The organism is Polyangium jinanense, assembly GCF_028435265.1.
GTDB lineage: Bacteria > Myxococcota_A > Polyangia > Polyangiales > Polyangiaceae > Polyangium > Polyangium jinanense.
In genome coordinates this window covers 20,399-37,749 of record NZ_JAGTJK010000065.1, presented here as the reverse complement: position 1 = coordinate 37,749, position 17,351 = coordinate 20,399, and the positions used below count along the sequence as shown (strand labels likewise).

Sequence of the window (17,351 nt, the reverse complement as noted above, 5' to 3'; positions counted from 1 at the left end):
GATCGGGCCGGAGGGAAGGGACGGCGGTTTCAAGGGTCGTACGAGAGCGTCAGCACGGACTGCTTCGACGAGCCGTAGCGGATGTTGATCTGCTCCACGCCCAGCGTCGCCGGCTGATAGAGCGGGTCGACGGTGTCGAGCACGAGCGCCAGGCGGTGCCCAGCCGGCACGTCGTAGCCCGCCGTGACGAACTCGATGGACAGCTTCACGTCCTGCCCGGGCTTCGCGTTGTGCAGCGTCCTCACGCCGTGCGAGATCAGCTTCCCGTTGCCCAGGGCATCTTCGTCGTAGAGGTAAGCGACGAGCTGGGTCTTCGAATGCGAGGGAGACACCCAGACGTCGAGGGTCGAGACGCCGCGGAGCTTGATCGGGGAGCTCAGGGACGAGGTCTCATAGACGATCGAGTTGACGTCGGAGGCCGCGGGCAGCCAGGCCGAAACCTCGAGATCAATGTGCGCGTCGAGCGCGGCCGAGAGGATGGGGATGCCCGTCGTGGCGATCGAGTCGGCGCCCGACCAGATCGAATTCGTGTACGTCGACGTGTTGGGAGAGTTCCGCAAGGCGCCGTCCCCGATCAAGCCGCGGGGGCCCAGGTAGAGGGTCTTCGTGCTGACGCTGGCGCTCGGCCAGTCTTCGAATTCGACGCGCTGGTTCGAGGACTGGAGCTCCATCGCGACCGGCGGCTTCTCGGTGATGCCGTTGTCGACGCCCTTGAGCCAGAAATCGAACCAGTCGTGGACGTTGTTCCACACGTAGTTCGGCAGCCCGAGCAAGCCCGTGGCCTCGGCGCTGGCGTGGATGCCCTGGTTGATGTCGATCCGCTTGGGGCCGGTGAGGAGCGAATAGAACTTCAGCGAGGAGTTCGGCTTGAACAGCTCGTCGCCGAAGTTGTTGCTGATGTAGACGGGGGCATTGCGGGCGTTGATCTTGTCCACGTGCGTGAGGGGGGAGCGCTCGTTGGCCCAGGCGATCGCCTCGGAGACGTCGGAACCCGCGATCAGATCGGCGAAGTAGGCTGGGATGTCGCTCGAGATCTCTCCGAGCAGGTAGCCCGAGCCGATGAGGATCGTGCCCCACGCGAGGCTCGTCGTATCTGCGCCGTAAAGGGCGTCCGACAGACTGCCCCAGCCGCTCAGCGCGGCCGCGGTCTTGATGCGCGGCTCGTTCGCGATCCCGAGCAGCGACAGGCCCGCGCCATACGAGATCCCGGAAAGGCCGATGTTCGAGATGTCGGCCTGCGTGTTCACGTCGAGCCAGTCGATGATCGCCGACAGGTCCTCGATGTCCTCGGGCCCGCCTACGGTCGCGAACGCGGTCGACTGCCCCCAGCCGCGCGCGCTGTAGCTCAGGACGATGTAGCCGTCCTGCGCGAACTTGAAGGCCTGGGCGAGGTACTCGTGCTCCTCGAGCGCCCAGCTATTGATGAAGATGATCACCGGAAGCGACGCATTCGAGCTCGTCGCGGCAGGGGTGAAGAGATTGGCGGCGATTTCGGTTCCGTCCGCCGACGTGATGACGATCTGGTCGTCGAATGTGACGCTCTCGGCGGCCAGCGCGCTTTGCGAACAAACGAGCCCAGAGATGGCGCCGAGCGCCAACGCAGTGAACTTTTTCATGTCCGGCTCCCCTCGCACGGGCCCGTGAAACGGCAGAAAAATCCGCCTTGCGCGAAAACCACGCGCGTCGCCCGGCATCTCGAAATACCTTACGCGAAGCGGCATCGAAATAGCCAGCGAATTCTTACGCACGCGAAGGACTTTGTAGGACGTACCAGGTCCGTGACCCGCCGCCGAATGCTGCCATTCAAAATTTGCGATATCGTTATCCGCGTGGCACCTCGTCGGTCGATTCGAACGGCAGCGGCAGGGGCTGCCGCTGCCTCACCCGCGCGGGAAGGACATCACGCGCGCCGCACGCGCCTCCGCCATGCGAGAAGGAGCCCGAGCGCCAGCGTGGGAAGCACAGGCGAGCTCCCCGCCTGCGACGCCGTCCGGCACCCGCAGCCGCTGTCGTCGGCGGGCGCTTCGCCGCCCGCGCCGCCCGCGCCGCCTGCGCCGCCCGCGCCACCTGCGCCGCCTGCGCCGCCTGCGCCGCCTGCGCCGTCGATGCAAGCGCCGCCTTCGCAGACGCCCGCCGAGCAGGGTGTTCCATCGGCTGCCAATCCATCCGCAGGGCAATCCAGGGTTTGCCCGTCGCAAGTCTCGGCCACGTCGCACGCGCCTGCCGAGGCGCGGCACGTCGTGCCGGCGGAGATCGGCGCGCACGTGCCGTCCACCAGCGCGCCCGCCGCCACGCTGCACGCCTGGCAGTCTCCCGTGGTGCCTCCGCCGCAAGCCGTATCGCAGCAGACGCCGTCCACGCAGAACCCGCTCGCGCATTCTGCGTCGGCCATGCAGGAATTCCCCTGGCTTGCCGAAAGGACGAAGACGTAGGCCGCGCCGGCGTACGAGGCCTTCTCGCCGTTCAGATCCGCCCCCACGAGCGCCGTGTCCCCGGAGAGCGCGACCGAAACGCCAAACTCGTCGTCCGCCGCCCCGTCGTTTGCCAGGAGCTTCGCCTGCTGGGCCCAGACGCCATTGCTCCGCACGAAGACGTAGGCCGAGCCGGCGTTACTGCCCTTGTCGTCGTCCCTGTACGCCCCCACGAGCGCCGTGTCCCCGGAGAGCGCGACCGAAACGCCGAGGAGGTCTCCCACCTGCCCGTCGTTCGCAACGAGCTTCGCCTGCTGGGTCCAGGCTCCGCCGCTCCGCACGAAGACGTAGGCCGAGCCGGATTCCGTGCCCTTGTCGTCGTCCCGAAACGCACCCACGAGCGCCGTGTCCCCCGAGAGCGCGACCGACCCGCCGAAATAGTCGTCTCCCGCTGCGTCGTTCGCGAACAGCTTGGCCTCTTGGTTCCAGGCTCCGCCGCTCCGCACGAAGACGTAGGCCGAGCCGGATTGCAAGCCCTTATCGTCGTCCCAGTACGCCCCTACGAGCGCCGTGTCGCCCGAAAGCGCGACCGAATCGCCGAAAGCGTCGTTCGCCGCCCCGTCATCTGCCAGGAGCTTGGCCTGCTGGGTCCAGGCGCCATTGCTCCGCACGAAGACGTAGGCCGAGCCCTTGCCGTCGTCCCCGTAAGCCCCCACGAGCGCCATTTCCTCCGAAAGCGCGACCGACCAGGCGAAATTGTCGCCCACCGCCCCGTCGTTTGCGACGAGCTTCGCCTGCTGGGTCCAGACGCCATTGCTCCGCACGAAGACGTAGGCTGAGCCGGAGATCATGCCGTTGTCGTCGTCGTCAGGCGCCCCCACGAGCGCCGTGTCTCCCGAGAGCGCGGCCGAATAGCCCAAATAGTCGCTCGCCGCCCCATCGTTTGCGAGCAGCTTCGCCTGCTGCACCGCAAGGAGCGGATCGATCTCCACCGGATAGGCCGCCCCCGCGTCGTCCACGTGGATCACGACCCGCCCCGGCGCGAGCGACAGCCACGCCGGCAGCTCTTTGCCCGCCGCGTCCTTCACATACAGGTCGGTATACTCGAGCGCCGCGCGGCCCTCCCCGTCCCGAAGCGAAAGCGCCTCCCCGCGCCCGTCTCCGTCCTCGTCCACGAGCTCCGCCCGCAGATCCCCGCCAAGCTCGATGGCCATGACCTTCGTCCCGGCGCACGACGGAGCCGCCGCGAGGACGAACCCCTGTTCGAGCCCGAGCGGGCCGTTCACGTACCATTCTTCCAGGGCCTCGCGCCCATAACGAATTCGGTTGCCCTCGGCCACGGGCTCCGCCGCGCCGAGTTCCGTCACCTGGCCCTCGCAGCCAAGCCCGGCTGCGCGCATGCCGAACGTCCACGCGCCGTCCGCTGGCGAAAGCGAAACGCCCGCGCCATCGAGCGTCGCCGCGAACCGCTGTGCGTGGTTCTCTGCGCGTAAAAGCCCCGGCGAGAGCGCCACGGCGGCATATCGCTCCGAGGCTTGCTGCTGCACGGACGCGATGTAGGCCGCGCGCAAGTCTTTCGGCATCGACGCCGAACCTCCCCGCACCGCCTGCGCAGGGGCGCTCGCGGGAGCAGACACGCCCTCGCCGGGGGTGGTGTCGGCGCTGCAAGCTGCAAGCATTGCGATCATGACCGGACCGAGCATACGTCCCTGCCTCGGCCGGAAGCTCTGTCGTTCAACGTTCATTGTCGTAGCCCTTTCTCAAGTGCTTTGGGCCGCACACGGCGAGCAGCAGCAACTGCTCGCCGTGTGCGGGAAGGACATCACACGCGCCGCACGCGCCGCCGCCATGCGAGAAGGAGCCCGAGCACCAGCGTCGGAAGCACAGGCGAGCTCCCCGTCTGCGACGCCGTCCGGCACCCGCAACCGCTGTCATCGGCAGGTTCTCCGCCGCCCGCTCCGGCCATGCCACCTGCGCCGCCCGCTCCGGCCATGCCACCTGCGCCACCGGCGCCTCCCATGCCCCCTGCGCCGCCTGCGCCCCCTGCGCCGCCTGCGCCCCCTGCGCCGCCTGTGCCGTCGATGCAAGCGCCGCCTTCGCAGACCCCCGCCGCGCAGGGTGTTCCATCCGCTGCGAATCCATCCGCAGGGCAATCCAAGGTTTGCCCGTCGCAGGTCTCGGCCACGTCGCACACGCCTGCCGAAGCACGGCAAGCCGTGCCCGCCGAGAGCGGCGCGCACGTCCCGTCCACCGCCGCGCCCGCCGCCGCGCTGCACGCCTGGCAGTCTCCCATGGCGCCGCCGCCGCATGCCGTGTCGCAGCAGACCCCGTCCACGCAGAACCCGCTCGCGCACTCTGCGCCAGTCAAGCAGGCACTCCCCAGGCTCGCGACCGGGACGAAGACGTAGGCCGCCCCATTGTTGTTGTTGCTGTACGGCGCACCCACGAGCGCCGTGTCCCCCGAAAGCGCGACCGAATGGCCGAACCAGTGGCCCGCCGCTCCGTCGTTCGCCACGAGCTTCGCCTGCTCGGTCCAGACTCCTCCGCTCTGCACGAACACGTAGGCCGAGCCGAGGCCCGAGAAAGTGGCGGCGCTCGCCCCCAGGAGCGCCGTGTCCCCCGAGAGCGCGACAGAGGTGCCGAATAGGTCAAACGGCTTTCCGTCACTCGCCTGGAGCTTGGCCTGCTCGGTCCAGACGCCAGCGCTCCGCCCGAACACATAGGCCGTGCCAGATTTGCCGTTGTGGTAAGGCGCCCCCACGAGCGCCGTGTCCCCCGAGAGCGACACCGAATAACCGAACTGATCCCCCGCCGCCCCGTCGTTCGCCAAGAGCTTCGCCTGCTCGGTCCAAGCTCCAGAGCTCCGCACGAAGACATAGGCCGAGCCGGCATACATGCCATTGTCGTCGTCCACCATCGCCCCCACGAGCGCCATGTCCCCCGAGAGCGCAACCGCCCAGCCGAACCCGGTCTCCACCGCGCCGTCATTCGCCGAGAGCTTCGCCTGCTGCGTCCACGTCGCGCCGCTCCGTACGAAGACGTAGGCCGAGCTGTCGCCGGGCGTCCCCACGAGCGCCGTGTCCCCCGACAGCGACACCGAGCTGCCGAACCCATCGCTCATCGTGCCGTCGTTCGCTGAAAGCTTCGCCTGCTGGGTCCACGTCGCGCCGCTCCGCACGAAGACGTAGACCGAGCCGGAGTTGAAGCCGTTGTCGTCGTCGAGGTGCGCCCCAACGAGCGCCGTGTCCCCCGAGACCGCGACCGAATAGCTGAAAAAATCATACGCCACCCCGTCGGCTGCCACGAGCTTCGCCTGCTGCACCGCGATCAGCGGATCGATCTCCACCGGATACGCCGCCCCCGCGTCATCCACGTGAATCACGACCTGCCCCCGATCGAGCGATAACCAAGCAGGCAGCACTTTGCCCGTCGCGTCCTTCACATACAGATCGGTATACCCGAGCGCCGCGCGCCCCTCCGCATCCCGGAGCGAAAGCGCCTCTCCGCGACCGTCTCCATCCTCGTCCACGAGCTCCGCCTGCAAATCCCCACCGAGCTCGATAGCCACGACCTTCGTCCCGGTGCACGCGGGAGCCGCCCGAAGCACGAACCCCTGCTCGAGCCCGAGCGGTCCGTTCACGTACCATTCTTCCAGGCCGTCGCGCTCATAACGAACCCGATTGCCCTCCGCCGTGGGCTCCACCGCGCCAAGCTCCGTCACCTGGCTCTCGCACCCGAGCCCCGACGCACGCATTCCGAGCGTCCACGCCCCGTCATCCGGTGAAAGCGAAATGCCCGCGCCGTCGAGCGTCGCCGCGAACCTCTGTGCGTGGTTCTCTGCGCGTAAAAGCCCTGGCGAGAGCGCCACCGCGGCCTACCGCTCCGAGGCTTCCTGCTGCACGGACGCGATGTAGGCCGCGCGCAGGTCTTTGGGCATCGACGCCGAATTTCCCCGCGCCGCCTGCGCAGGGACGCTCGCAGGCGTGGACACGCCCTCGCTAGGCGTCGTGTCGGCGCTGCAAGCGGCAAGCATTGCGATCATGACCGGACCGAGAATGCGTCCGTGCATCGGCCAGAAGCGCTGTCGTTCATCGTTCATTGTCATAAACCTTTCTTGAGTGCTTTGGGCCGCACGGGTGAGGCAGCAGCAGCGGTAACGGCCTCACCCGTGCCGGAAGGACATCAGGCGCGCCGCACGCGCCGCCGCCATGCGAGAAGGAACCCGAGCGCCAGCGTGGGAAGCACTGGCGAGCTCCCCGTCTGCGACGCCGTCCGGCACCCGCAGCCGCTGTCGTCGGCGGGCTCTCCGCCGCCCGCGCCGCCCGCGCCGGCCATACCACCACCTGCGCCGCCTGCGCCGCCCGCGCCTGCCATACCGCCTGCGCCGCCCGCGCCGGCCATGCCGCCCGCGCCACCTGCGCCACCGGCGCCGCCTACGCCGCCTGCGCCACCCGCGCCGGCCATGCACACGCCGCCTTCGCAGACGCCCGCCGCGCAGGGTGTTCCATCCGCTGCGAATCCATCCGCAGGGCAATCCAGGGTTTGCCCGTCGCAGCTCTCCGCCACGTCGCACACACCCGCCGAGGCGCGGCATTCGGTGCCCGCTGCGGCCTTCGCGTCCGCCGGGCATTCGTTCCCGGCACCGTCGCAGCTCTCGGCGACATCACACGCGCCCGCCGAGGCGCGGCAAGCCGTGCCTGCCGAGAGGACCGCGCACGTCCCGTCTACCGCCGCGCCTGCCGCCACGCTGCACGCCTGGCAATCTCCCATCGCGCCGCCGCCGCAGGCCGTGTCGCAGCAGACCCCGTCCACGCAGAAGCCGCTCGCGCATTCTGCTCCGGTCGCGCAGGCACTCCCCAGGCTCGCCACCGGGACGAAGATGTAGGCCGATCCCTTGTTGTCGTCACTCGACGCCCCCACGAGCGCCGTGTCCCCCGAGAGCGACACCGACGCGCCGAAATGGTCGTTCGCCGCCCCATCGTTCGCGAGCAGCTTGGCCTGCTGATTCCAGACGCCACCGCTCTGCACGAACACGTAGACCGAGCCGGAATCCGTGCCCTTGTCGTCGTCCCAGACCGCCCCGACGAGCGCCGTGTCCCCCGCGAGCGCCACCGAAACGCCGAAATTGTCGTCCTTCGCCCCGTCGTTCGCGAGCAGCTTGGCCTGCTGGGTCCAGGCGCCAGCGCTCCGCGCGAACACGTAGGCCGCGCCGGAATCCGTGCCGTTGTCGTTGTTCCAGACCGCCCCCACGAGGGCCGTGTCCCCTGCGAGCGCCACCGACCAGCCAAAACGATTGAACGATGACCCGTCGTTCGCGATCAGCTTGGCCTGCTGGGTCCAGGCGCCGCCGCTCTGCACGAACACATAGGCCGAACCCCCAGAAGCCCCCCACGCCCCCACGAGCGCTGTGTCCCCCGAGAGCGACACCGAGCAGCCGAAATTATCGAACGATGACCCGTCGTTCGCCAGGAGCTTGGCCTGCTGCGTCCAGACTCCAGCGTTCCGTACGAAGACGTAGGCTGAGCCGGATTGCGTGCCCTTGTCGCCGTCGTAATCCGCCCCCACGAGCGCCGTGTCCCCCGAGAGCGACACCGAATGCCCGAAAAGGTCACCCGCTGCCCCATCCATCGCGAGCAGCTTGGCCTGCTGGGTCCAAACCCCAGAGCTGCGCACGAACACGTAGGCCGAGCCGGAATTTTCGCCCTTGTCGTCGTCGCTATCCGCCCCCACGAGGGCCGTGTCCCCCGAGAGCGACACCGAATGGCCGAAATAGTCGCCCGCCGCCCCGTCGCTCGGGACGAGCTTTGCCTGCTGGGTCCAAACCCCCGAGCTCCGTACGAACACGTACGCCGCGCCGGAATTCATGCCCTTGTCGTCGTCGGAAAACGCCCCCACGAGCGCCGTATCCCCCGAGAGCGACACCGAATAGCCAAATGAATCGCCCGTCGCCCCGTCGTTTGCGAGCAGCTTCGCCTGCTGCACCGCGATGAGCGGATCGATCTCCACCGGATACACGGCCCCCGCGTCATCCACGTGGATCACGACCCGCCCCTGATCGAGCGACAACCACGCAGGTAGCGCTTTCCCTGACGCGTCCTTCACATACAGGTCGGTATACCCGAGCGCCGCGCGCCCCTCTGCATCCCGCAGCGAAAGCGCCTCCCCAAGGCCGTCGCCATCCTCGTCCACGAGCTCCGCCTGCAAATCCCCACCAAGCTCGATGGCCACGACCTTCGTTCCGGCGCACGCGGGAGCCGCCCGAAGCACGAATCCCTGCTCGAGCCCGAGCGGTCCGTTCACGTACCATTCTTCCAACCCGTCGTGCTCATAACGAACCCGATTGCCCTCCGCCGCGGGCTCCGCCGCGCCGAGCTCCGTCACCTGGCTCTCGCACCCGAGCCCTGCTGCGCGCATTCCGAATGTCCACGCGCTGTCGTCCGGCGAAAGCGAAATGCCCGCGTCGTCGAGCGTCGTCACCCATCGTTGCGCCTCGTTTTCTGCTCGCAAGAGCCCCGGTGAGAGCGCCACGGCAGCATACCTCTCCGAGGCTTCCTGCTGCACAGATGCGATGTACGCCGCGCGCAGGTCTTTCGGCATCGGCGCCGAATCTCCCCGCGCCGCCTGCGCAGGGGCGCTCGCAGGCGCGGACACGCCCTCGCTAGGCGTCGTGTCGGCGCTGCAAGCGGCAAGCATTGCGATCATGACCGGACCGAGAATGCGTCCATGCATCGGCCCAAAGCTGTGTCGTCCAACGTTCATGTTAGCAAACCTTCACTTTATTATGCGCCATCTGCCAGGCACGGCAGGCGCTGGTCCGTAGACGAAGCGCAGCGTGATTGCATCATGGCAATCCGTCCAGGCGCTTCACTTTCGTTAACTGGATTGGGGACCACGTTCGGCAAGCAGCAGCAGCGGCAAGCAGCGGAAGCACGAGCGGGAGCGGATGACGGACGCCCACGAGGCGCCGGAGCGACATGCTCGATCATGAAATCGATCAGGGCACGTAGTCGGTCCGGGAGATGCCGCAGCTCGGCGGCGCTCAGGCTTCGACGATTCAAGCCGGATTGTCTACGGACTGCACGCAATGACGCTCGTGAACAAGGCGCCGTTGCTGTCGCCGTGAGCCAGGAAAGTACCGGCCTCACCAATCGCCAGCCCGACCGCGCTGTCCGCGGTGTCCCCGATTCCTTGGGCGGAAGAGGCAACCTTGAGCTTGCGATTCACGGCGAGCGTGGGCGAAAGCTCGAAGTACTGGACGGCTCCCGCCTCGGGGTCGTCGCTCGCGAGCGCGAGCGAAAAGCCCGCCTCCGTGCCGACGAGCTCGGGACCTCGTTCGTTGTTGATATCGATGGTGAGCTTGCCCAGCTCCGCGCCGTCGTCGAGCCCCGCCACGCGCAGCTCGACGTTCGTGGTCACCGGGCTGAACGACTTGAGGTCCGTCCAGCCAAACGCCAGGTGGCCTTGAGAGACCGCGACGGTGTTGGTCAATTTCCCTTCACCGCTCTGTGCGACCACGCTCGGTCCGAGGTTCCCGGTGGAGTCGAGCTTCGACCAGGCGAGGCTCGTTCCTGCGATGGCGAGGTAGACGTCCGTGCCCACCGTGGCGAGATGAACATGGATATCCTTCGAGTCGACCGTGACCTGGGTCGGTCCAAACACCATTTGGCTGTCGTCGTAGCCGGCAATCCAGAGTGCGTCGCTCTCCGCGCCGACGGAGAAGGCGTCGATGACCCAGGCGAGATACGTGATGCCGTTGGCCACGGCGACGGCGGGACGCCTTCTATTAGAGCTATCCGGGATCGACTCGGTGCGCGTCGTCGCGCCGTTTTCGTCGATCCAGTGAAGCGTGGTGTCGCCATATATCGATGTCGTGGCGAGCACGACCCCGCCGCCCGGAGCCGCCGCGACATCCAGCTCTCGGGCGAAACCGTCGATGTGCACCGAAGCACCGGAGGGAGCCGCCTTTGGACCGAGCTTGGTCCAGTGCGTCCCGTTCTTCCCTCCTCCGCTCGAGGTGGCCACGTAAACGAGCGCGCCGGAGCCATCGGCACCAAGGACCATCTCGGGCAAACGAAGGAAGCCTGACGCGCCCGGGACCGCCGTCGTCGAGACAGAGCACGCAACGCCGCCGCTGCCTCCAGTGCCGCCGCCGCCTCCGGCGCCACCGCTGCCTCCCCCGCTTCCGCCATCCCCAGCACTCCCACCGGCGCTGATGCTGCTGCTACCGGAGCCGCCTTCGCCGCCGGAGCCTTCACTCGGGTTCGGCTGCGAGGAGCAGGCCGTCGCCAAGATAAGGAAATAGGGAATCCATGCGTAACCAACCGTTCGCATCAAGCCGCTCCATCTCTCTCTATGTGCCGAAATTCTTGGAAATGCTCCAGACGAGGGACGGCCGCCTTGCGAGGCGCGTGCCAGTACCACAGGCGGGTCGGCAATCCAGGAGCGTTCCTCATGTCGAGCCGGGACCCAAGGTGCCAGCCACTTTGGGGAGGGGTAGCGTGAACGGGAGCGGACACGGACGCGTGAACGGGAGCGGACACGGACGCGGAAGCGGGAGCGGGCTCTGCTCGTGTACCGTTGTTGAGGAGCCTTGTGGGCCTTGCCGGTGTGGCGGCTGCCAGGGATACGTGGCGGGTTATTTACCCTGAGCGCCCGCGGAAGGAGCAAACCGGCTCATTCGCTCCAGTACGTCTCCGTCAGCACGCTGAAGCCGGAAACGGTATCGACGAAGAACGCGACGTTGTTCCCGCTCCAGGGATCATTCGAGTAGCTGAAATAGCAGCCCTTGAAGGAGCGCCCTGCGATCCGCTCGTCGAGGTTCGCGAGCCCTTGCGAGACGACGCTCGCAGGGAGCTGATTCGATCGATTCGCATAATCGACAGTGCTCTCGACCTCCGCGCGCACCTCTGCAGCGTCGGCTAGGTTGGCTCGAATGCTCGCGCCATTGGGGAGGGAGTCAGGATCGATCCCGAAACACTCCAACCCATGGAGAGAATAGTAATGCGACCCCGTCGTGAGGTCGTACCTGTCGAAGTGGCGGGCCATGTTCGCGCCGAAATCAGGCTGCGGCAGCGCGTTCACCGCCGCGATCAGGTCCTCGAGGGGATCGCTCAACGTTGCGGCGTTCCGGATATTCCGCAGGCTCACCGAGCTGATCCCCGACGTGGCGGCAATGCTCTCGACCGTGGCGAAGGGTCGCTGGTTGAGAAGGTTTGTCGCGCCGTTCCACGCGTAGGGTAGGATATCGTGCAACTCCGTGGAGCTGACGGTATTCACCAGCGAAACCATCCTGGCCGCGTCGTCAGCGGAGACAGCCAGCTCGTCGATGATTCCGACGCAGCTCGAGCCGATATACCCCTCGCTCCGCGCCCCGCCTTCAATCTGCTCGAGGCGAGCCGCCCCGACGAGCGGAACGGAGGAGACGTCCGCCAGCGTCGCGAAGGGCGAAACCGCGCGATACTCCACGAGGTTCGATGCAACGTCGCTCGGCAAATAAGCGTCCAGCGTCTGGAACGATGCCGCGTTGACGAAATCAATGATCCCCTGACATTCCGGCGCCACATCGACGTCGGTCTCGGTGAGCGACGCTCGCTGGGTCCCGAGCAGCTCCGATGGCTCCTGGGAATCGGCACCGCCACAACCAACAGTGACCAAGCTCATGGCAAGAAAGGGCAGAGCTAGACAGCGCATTGGAGACACCTCGTGGTAAGCAGGTTGAGGCGCCGAAGATAGCAGCAAATACGCCGTCAGCAAATCACTATAATTTTCTTCGTATACGTTCAGGTAACAGAGCGAGCAGCGCTGCGCGCGTGTTGCGCGTGGCCACCGGACGACCGCTGGACCGCGCCGGCCCATTGCAAAGGCCTGCGGGACAGTCAGGGACGGCGAGGCCACGATGGCGCTCTACAAGCTGCGCTGACATGGTCGTCATGACGTGGTGCGGCGCGGGGGGAGTCTGCAAGTGCCTGGAGCCGTGAGGCAAGCGGGGTTCCCGCGGAGAAGAATCGTTTCGCGCCCTGCCTCGTCCAACCGGATCATGCGCCGCCCACTGCGTGCCCTGCCCTTTTTGGCTCTCTCCCTCCTCGCCCTTGCTCCCCTGGGCACCGCCGGCGCCGACCCCACGCCCGAGGCCCCCTACGCCCTCGACACCATCCCGCGCGAGGTGCCGAAAGCGGGGCCCCTCCAGTGTCCCAAGGTGGAGCTCGTCGATTACGCAGGCGACAACCTGCGCTTCTCGTCCACGACCAAAGTCTATATCGGCCTGCGCGACCGGCTGAAAGCGTTCGAGAAGATCGCCGCCGACGTGGCTACCGAGATCTACGGTCGCCCCCCGAGCCGCGTCGTGCACCTCGGCACGTACAGCTGCCGCCGCATTGCCGCGTACCCCGAGTTCCTCAGCGAGCACGCGCTGGGTAACGCCATCGACATTGCGGGCTTCGATTTCGGCCCGCTGCCGAAAGGGCAAAGCCTGCCGGAGGGCATCCCGGCCGGCTTCAAGAACGGCTTCGAGGTTCGCGTGCTCTCGCACTGGAAGGCGCAGACAGGCCACGCGGCGATCCACGCGCGGTTCCTGAAGACGCTGGCGCGGCGGCTCATCGCACGGAAAGACGTCTTCCGGGTGTTGCTCGGGCCGGGCTACGCGGGGCATGACAACCATTTCCATTTCGACATGGCGCCGTTCCGGATGGTGGAGATCTATGACGGCGGGCAGCCGCTGGTGCCGCCGCCTGCGTCGAACAGCGCCTCGACGGTGAACGAAAGCACGGAGAACCCGTGAGCGGAGCGCGCGCTTTTTCAAAGCCGCATCCGGAGCTCCTCCCCCGGCGGCGTGCGCAGCCGGGATTTCGAGGCCGAGTTCGACGCGCTGGGTGGACGGAAAAGGACGCGATCATCGAGCGAGCCTTCGGAAGGGACGTGTGAAGGCGGGCCGACAAACTCGCCGCGCTACCTTCACGGGTGTGGATGCTGTACCCTAGGGAGTACGAGCGATGAGCACCACACTTGAAATCGCTGCTGTCGACGTGGACGCCGTTCTGGCCGATCCAGGACGGGAGCCCGCGTCGGGCCCCGCGCGGATTCGGATCGAGGGCGGACGGATCGCGGCATTCGACGCGTTCGGCGGCGGGCCTTGTGGCACGATAGCGATCGCAGCGCCCTCGAACGCGCACGATCACGGCCGGGGCCTCCGGCCGTTTGCCTTCGGCGCGCTGGACGATGCGCTCGAGACGTGGCTCCCGACGCTTGGGCGCGAGCCCAGGGTCTCGGCCTATCTTCGCGCCGCCGTCGCCTTCGCCCGGATGGCCGAGGGCGGCATCGCTGCGACCAACCACACCCACAATCCGCAGGACGAGAGCGCGCTCCTCGAGGAAGCCGAAGCGGTCGCTCGAGCCGCGCACGATGTCGGCATTCACGTCGCCTTCGCCGTACCTTTCAAGGACCGGAACCCGCTCGTCTATGGCGATCAAGCCCGATTCCTGGACCTGGCCGACGCGTCCCTCCGCAGCCGGCTCGAAGCCCGTCTCCGCACCGGGCGATCGATCGGCGACTACCTGCACCTCGTCGACGAGATCGCCGCTCTGGCGCACGAGAGTTTTTCCGTCCAGTACTGCCCGGTGGGCCCGCAGTGGGTCTCGGACGCCTCACTCGCCGCCATTGCCGAGGCCTCGGCGCTCTCGGGCCGCCGCGTACACATGCATCTGCTCGAGACCCGCTTTCAGCGAGAATGGGCAGATGCCGCCTACCCGGGCGGTATCGTCCGCCGGCTGGACGAGCTCGGCCTCCTATCACCGCGGCTCTCCGTCGCGCACGGCATCTACTTGACGGAGGACGAATGCGCGCTGCTTGCCGAGCGCGGTGTCATCGTCTCCGTCAACACGTCGTCGAATCTTCGCCTGCGGTCGGGGATCGCTCCGGTCGACCGCTTCATCCGCCGGGGCCTCGCCTTTGGCATCGGCCTCGACGCGAACGCGATGGAGGACGACGACGACATCCTCCGTGAAATGCGCCTCGTGTGGCTGCATCACCGCGGCATCGGCCTTACCGACGTGCTCTCGGCCGAGCGGCTATTCCGGGCGGCTGCGGTGGATGGCCGGCGCGCGGTCCGTGGCGATGACGGTGGCGGCAAGCTGACCGTTGGCGCGCCAGCCGATCTGCTGGTGCTCGACCATGCGGCCATGTCCACGGACGTGCTCTCTGCCACGCAGGACCCGGTCGCGACGCTCCTGACCCGGGCGACCCGCAAGCACATCAAGCAGCTCATCGTCGGCGGCCGGGTGCTCGTCGAGGATGGCCGGTGCGTCACGGTCGATCGGGCGAGGCTCGAGGCCGAACTCGTCGCGGAGGCGCGGGCGTCCTGGGCCGCATCGCCACCGGACGAGCGAGCGGCGGCGCAGCTCGATCGCGCCATCCGCCACTTCTACGGCTGCGCCGGTCACACGGACGCGGTGTGAATCGCGTGCGGAGCTCGCGGAGGGGCCCCTACAGGCGCAGTGAGGCGGTGTCGAGGCGAGAGTCCACGCCAGCGAGGGCAGCCCAACGGGCTTCTTGACCTTGACCTTGGGTCAGAGTTCATGCTCATCGGATGAACACCACGAACTCGACGAACTCAGCAAACCCGCCATCGTCGATGCGGTCCGCAAGACCGCCGCCATTTACCAGCACCGGGTCGGCTAGCCGATGAGCAAAGGCGTCACGATCAGCCAGGCGGCGGCGTTCGCCGGGGTCACGGTGAAGACCGTGCGGCATTACCACAAGCACGGACTCGTCGACGAACCACGGCGTGACAGTTCCGGCTACCGACGCTACGGATCGGCCGAGCTGCTCCGGCTGGTCCAGGTCCGGACGCTGGCCGCCGCCGGCGTGCCGCTGGCCGAGATCGGGCCGATGCTGGACGCCGACGCCGAGCCGTTCGCCGCCGCCCTCGCCGACGTCCAGCGGCGCCTCACCGAACGGATCGAGGACCTGATCGCCCGACGCGACATGCTGCACCGGCTCGCCGACGGCGACGGCGTCCTGCTGCCCGACCGAGCACGTGCGTTCCTCGACCGGCTGCCCGACTTCGGGCTGAGCGCCGAGAACATTGCGGACATCCGAGACGGCCTGGTGCTGGCCAGGGCGCTGGTCCCGGAAGGCTTCGACAATTACCTCACCGAGGTCGAGCGCGCACTCGGCGACACCAAGTTCGTCGAGTTGTCCAAGCGCTCTTGGGAGGCCGCGGCCTGGGCGCCGGACGACCCGCGCATCGAGGAGCTCGCGAACGCCACAGTCGCTCACTTCCTCGAAAACCCCGGGCTGCTGGCGATCCTGACCAGCCTCCAAGGCCGCGGCGAGGACGCCGACGCCCGGTACGGGATGATCAGCCGCTACGGGAAGGACCGGGCACTGGCCTGGGCGAGGCTGACGAAGCTCGTCGAGAAGAAACTCCGCTCCGCGGGCGTGCCCATTCCGAATCAATGACGAAGCGGAAGCGGGGGAGCGGTCGCTCCGCTCCGGGCCCCGGTCAGAGCGACTTCAAGTACTCGATCAGGTCGGCCCTGTCGCCTGGCGACAGGTTCAGGTTGAAAACGGACTCGTAGTGGTCGACCACTTCGCCGAGGTTGGCGAAGCGACCGTCGTGATAGAAGCCGCCTTTTTTTCGCGTGAAGAGCCCACCGAGCGGCGTGGTCCGGTAGCGCTCGTCGGGCGACCGGTTCGACTGAAAAGCGTCGATTCCGATCTCCGCCGGCGTGTGCATGTTCCACCCGGGCTCGGTGAAGATCGGTGGCACGTGGCAGCGCGCGCAATCCCCCCTCTGCGGGTCGTTGAAGACGTCCTTGCCACGCTTGGCTGCCGCAGGCTGGAAGGTGTTGGCAGGTGGCTTCGGCGCTTCGAGCGCGAGCTGGTAGAAGTGCAAATCCGCGAGCTTCGGCGTGATGCGGTCCACGGGATCGCGGACATCGTCGAAATCATTTGCCGCGGCGATCGGGAACTTGTCCGCGTCGTCGAGACGTGGGTCGAAGAAAATGCCTTGCCCTCCCATCTCGAGATTCGCGACGAACGCGTTCCAGTGCGTGACCGAGCCCCAGCCCGTATACGTGTGGAGGTTGACGCCGGCGAGGCCGAACGCCGCGGGGATGAGCGTGGCCGCCGATCCTCCGGTCGCGTTCTCGGTCTTGCCATCCAGAATCAGCTCGGCGTCGAATTTTCCGACGCCCCAGTTCACGAGCACCGTACGCAGCTCGGCCTCGGTGAGCCCAATCAGGTCGGCGAGCGGCGCCACCGTAGGCGCCGAAGCGATGATGGCGCCCACGTTCAGATCGCGGTTTGGCCAGCCGTCCTGGCGCTTGCCGATGCCAGCAGAGAAAGAGTCGTCCACGGTCGAATGGCAGAGCGCGCATTGAATGCCCACCGAGACGAGCGTGTCCTTCCCGTCGAAGAACCCGGTCACGCCTACCACCGCGTTCAACCTGAGCAGCGCGAGCGTGGTCGCCGCAGAGTTGAGGTCGACCTGGCCTTTTTTGATCTTGAGCTGGAGCGGCTTGGGCAATGCTTCGACGTCCACCTTGAGGCCGAGGCCGAGCGCCTGGACGGGGGTCAGGTTCCTGATGGTTTCGTGCAATCGAAGCTGGCCGCCCCAGAATGCCTCGTCACCGAAGGTATCGAACCGGAAGGTTTGTCGCCCATTGTTGATGGCCACGCGCGCGTCCTCGACGACGGGGTCCTCCTTGCTGCAGACCGGCTGCTGTGCCTCGTCGACGGGCTCGGGCTCACTGCGCTCGCAGCTCGAAGCAGCGGCGAGCGTCGCCGTGAACAGCACGGCAGCAAGTGTATTCCAACGCATTGCAGTCACCTCTTTCGCCGGCCTCTTCCATGAGGACGGGATCCGACGTGCACGCCTGCGCCCGGCCGTGTGCGATGTCCACGGCGGCTCCTTGGCAGTCCCGCAACGTCGCCAGGGGTTTT

At 67.3% G+C, this 17,351-nt stretch carries 11 protein-coding genes; 3 read left to right on the top strand and 8 right to left on the bottom strand.

The window, feature by feature from the left end:
• Window positions 1-29: 29 nt before the first annotated feature.
• From KEG38_RS48470 to KEG38_RS48440, 7 genes are all read right to left on the bottom strand, one after another.
• On the bottom strand, window positions 30-1,616 hold the full coding sequence (locus KEG38_RS48470; RefSeq protein ID WP_272427764.1) for a CocE/NonD family hydrolase: 1,587 nt from the start codon (window positions 1,614-1,616) through the stop codon (window positions 30-32).
• 284 nt (window positions 1,617-1,900) lie between these two features.
• Entirely contained in the window at window positions 1,901-3,994 is a 2,094-nt protein-coding gene (locus KEG38_RS48465; RefSeq protein WP_272427763.1) for an MYXO-CTERM sorting domain-containing protein, read from the bottom strand.
• Window positions 3,995-4,233: 239 nt separating this feature from the next.
• A complete protein-coding gene (locus KEG38_RS48460) occupies window positions 4,234-6,279 on the bottom strand; it encodes an MYXO-CTERM sorting domain-containing protein (RefSeq protein ID WP_272427762.1) in 2,046 nt (681 codons plus the stop codon).
• A 6-nt stretch (window positions 6,280-6,285) separates the two neighbouring features.
• Entirely contained in the window at window positions 6,286-6,510 is a 225-nt protein-coding gene (locus KEG38_RS48455; protein ID WP_272427761.1) for a hypothetical protein, read from the bottom strand.
• A gap of 83 nt (window positions 6,511-6,593) precedes the next feature.
• Entirely contained in the window at window positions 6,594-9,008 is a 2,415-nt protein-coding gene (locus KEG38_RS48450; RefSeq protein WP_272427760.1) for an MYXO-CTERM sorting domain-containing protein, read from the bottom strand.
• Window positions 9,009-9,479: 471 nt separating this feature from the next.
• The gene (locus KEG38_RS48445; protein ID WP_272427759.1) at window positions 9,480-10,472 is read right to left on the bottom strand and encodes a hypothetical protein; all 993 of its coding nucleotides are present in this window, start codon (window positions 10,470-10,472) and stop codon (window positions 9,480-9,482) included.
• A 612-nt stretch (window positions 10,473-11,084) separates the two neighbouring features.
• Window positions 11,085-12,305 carry a helix-hairpin-helix domain-containing protein gene (locus KEG38_RS48440; protein WP_276074803.1) on the bottom strand — a complete coding sequence of 407 codons (1,221 nt, stop codon included), beginning with the start codon at window positions 12,303-12,305 and terminating at the stop codon, window positions 11,085-11,087.
• 172 nt (window positions 12,306-12,477) lie between these two features.
• On the opposite strand from KEG38_RS48440, the gene KEG38_RS48435 reads away from it, so the two are divergent.
• From KEG38_RS48435 to KEG38_RS48425, 3 genes are all read left to right on the top strand, one after another.
• Window positions 12,478-13,188, top strand: a complete 711-nt coding sequence (locus KEG38_RS48435; protein WP_272427758.1) for an extensin family protein — start codon at window positions 12,478-12,480, stop codon at window positions 13,186-13,188.
• 211 nt (window positions 13,189-13,399) lie between these two features.
• Window positions 13,400-14,860, top strand: a complete 1,461-nt coding sequence (locus KEG38_RS48430; RefSeq protein ID WP_272427757.1) for an amidohydrolase family protein — start codon at window positions 13,400-13,402, stop codon at window positions 14,858-14,860.
• Window positions 14,861-15,086: 226 nt separating this feature from the next.
• A complete protein-coding gene (locus tag KEG38_RS48425; protein WP_272427756.1) occupies window positions 15,087-15,866 on the top strand; it encodes a MerR family transcriptional regulator in 780 nt (259 codons plus the stop codon).
• Between the two features lie 43 nt (window positions 15,867-15,909).
• Here the strand turns inward: KEG38_RS48425 and KEG38_RS48420 are convergent, their stop codons facing one another.
• On the bottom strand, window positions 15,910-17,229 hold the full coding sequence (locus KEG38_RS48420; RefSeq protein WP_272427755.1) for a hypothetical protein: 1,320 nt from the start codon (window positions 17,227-17,229) through the stop codon (window positions 15,910-15,912).
• Window positions 17,230-17,351: the final 122 nt, after the last annotated feature.

Coding starts and splice junctions, on each gene's coding strand:
- KEG38_RS48470 (WP_272427764.1), bottom strand. CDS start 1,616: ATGAAAAAGTTCACTGCGTTGGCGCTCGGCGCCATCTCTGGGCTCGTT.
- KEG38_RS48430 (WP_272427757.1), top strand. CDS start 13,400: ATGAGCACCACACTTGAAATCGCTGCTGTCGACGTGGACGCCGTTCTG.
- KEG38_RS48420 (WP_272427755.1), bottom strand. CDS start 17,229: ATGCGTTGGAATACACTTGCTGCCGTGCTGTTCACGGCGACGCTCGCC.
- KEG38_RS48455 (WP_272427761.1), bottom strand. CDS start 6,510: ATGAACGATGAACGACAGCGCTTCTGGCCGATGCACGGACGCATTCTC.
- KEG38_RS48450 (WP_272427760.1), bottom strand. CDS start 9,008: ATGCCGAAAGACCTGCGCGCGGCGTACATCGCATCTGTGCAGCAGGAA.
- KEG38_RS48465 (WP_272427763.1), bottom strand. CDS start 3,994: ATGCCGAAAGACTTGCGCGCGGCCTACATCGCGTCCGTGCAGCAGCAA.
- KEG38_RS48445 (WP_272427759.1), bottom strand. CDS start 10,472: ATGGTCCTTGGTGCCGATGGCTCCGGCGCGCTCGTTTACGTGGCCACC.
- KEG38_RS48425 (WP_272427756.1), top strand. CDS start 15,087: ATGAGCAAAGGCGTCACGATCAGCCAGGCGGCGGCGTTCGCCGGGGTC.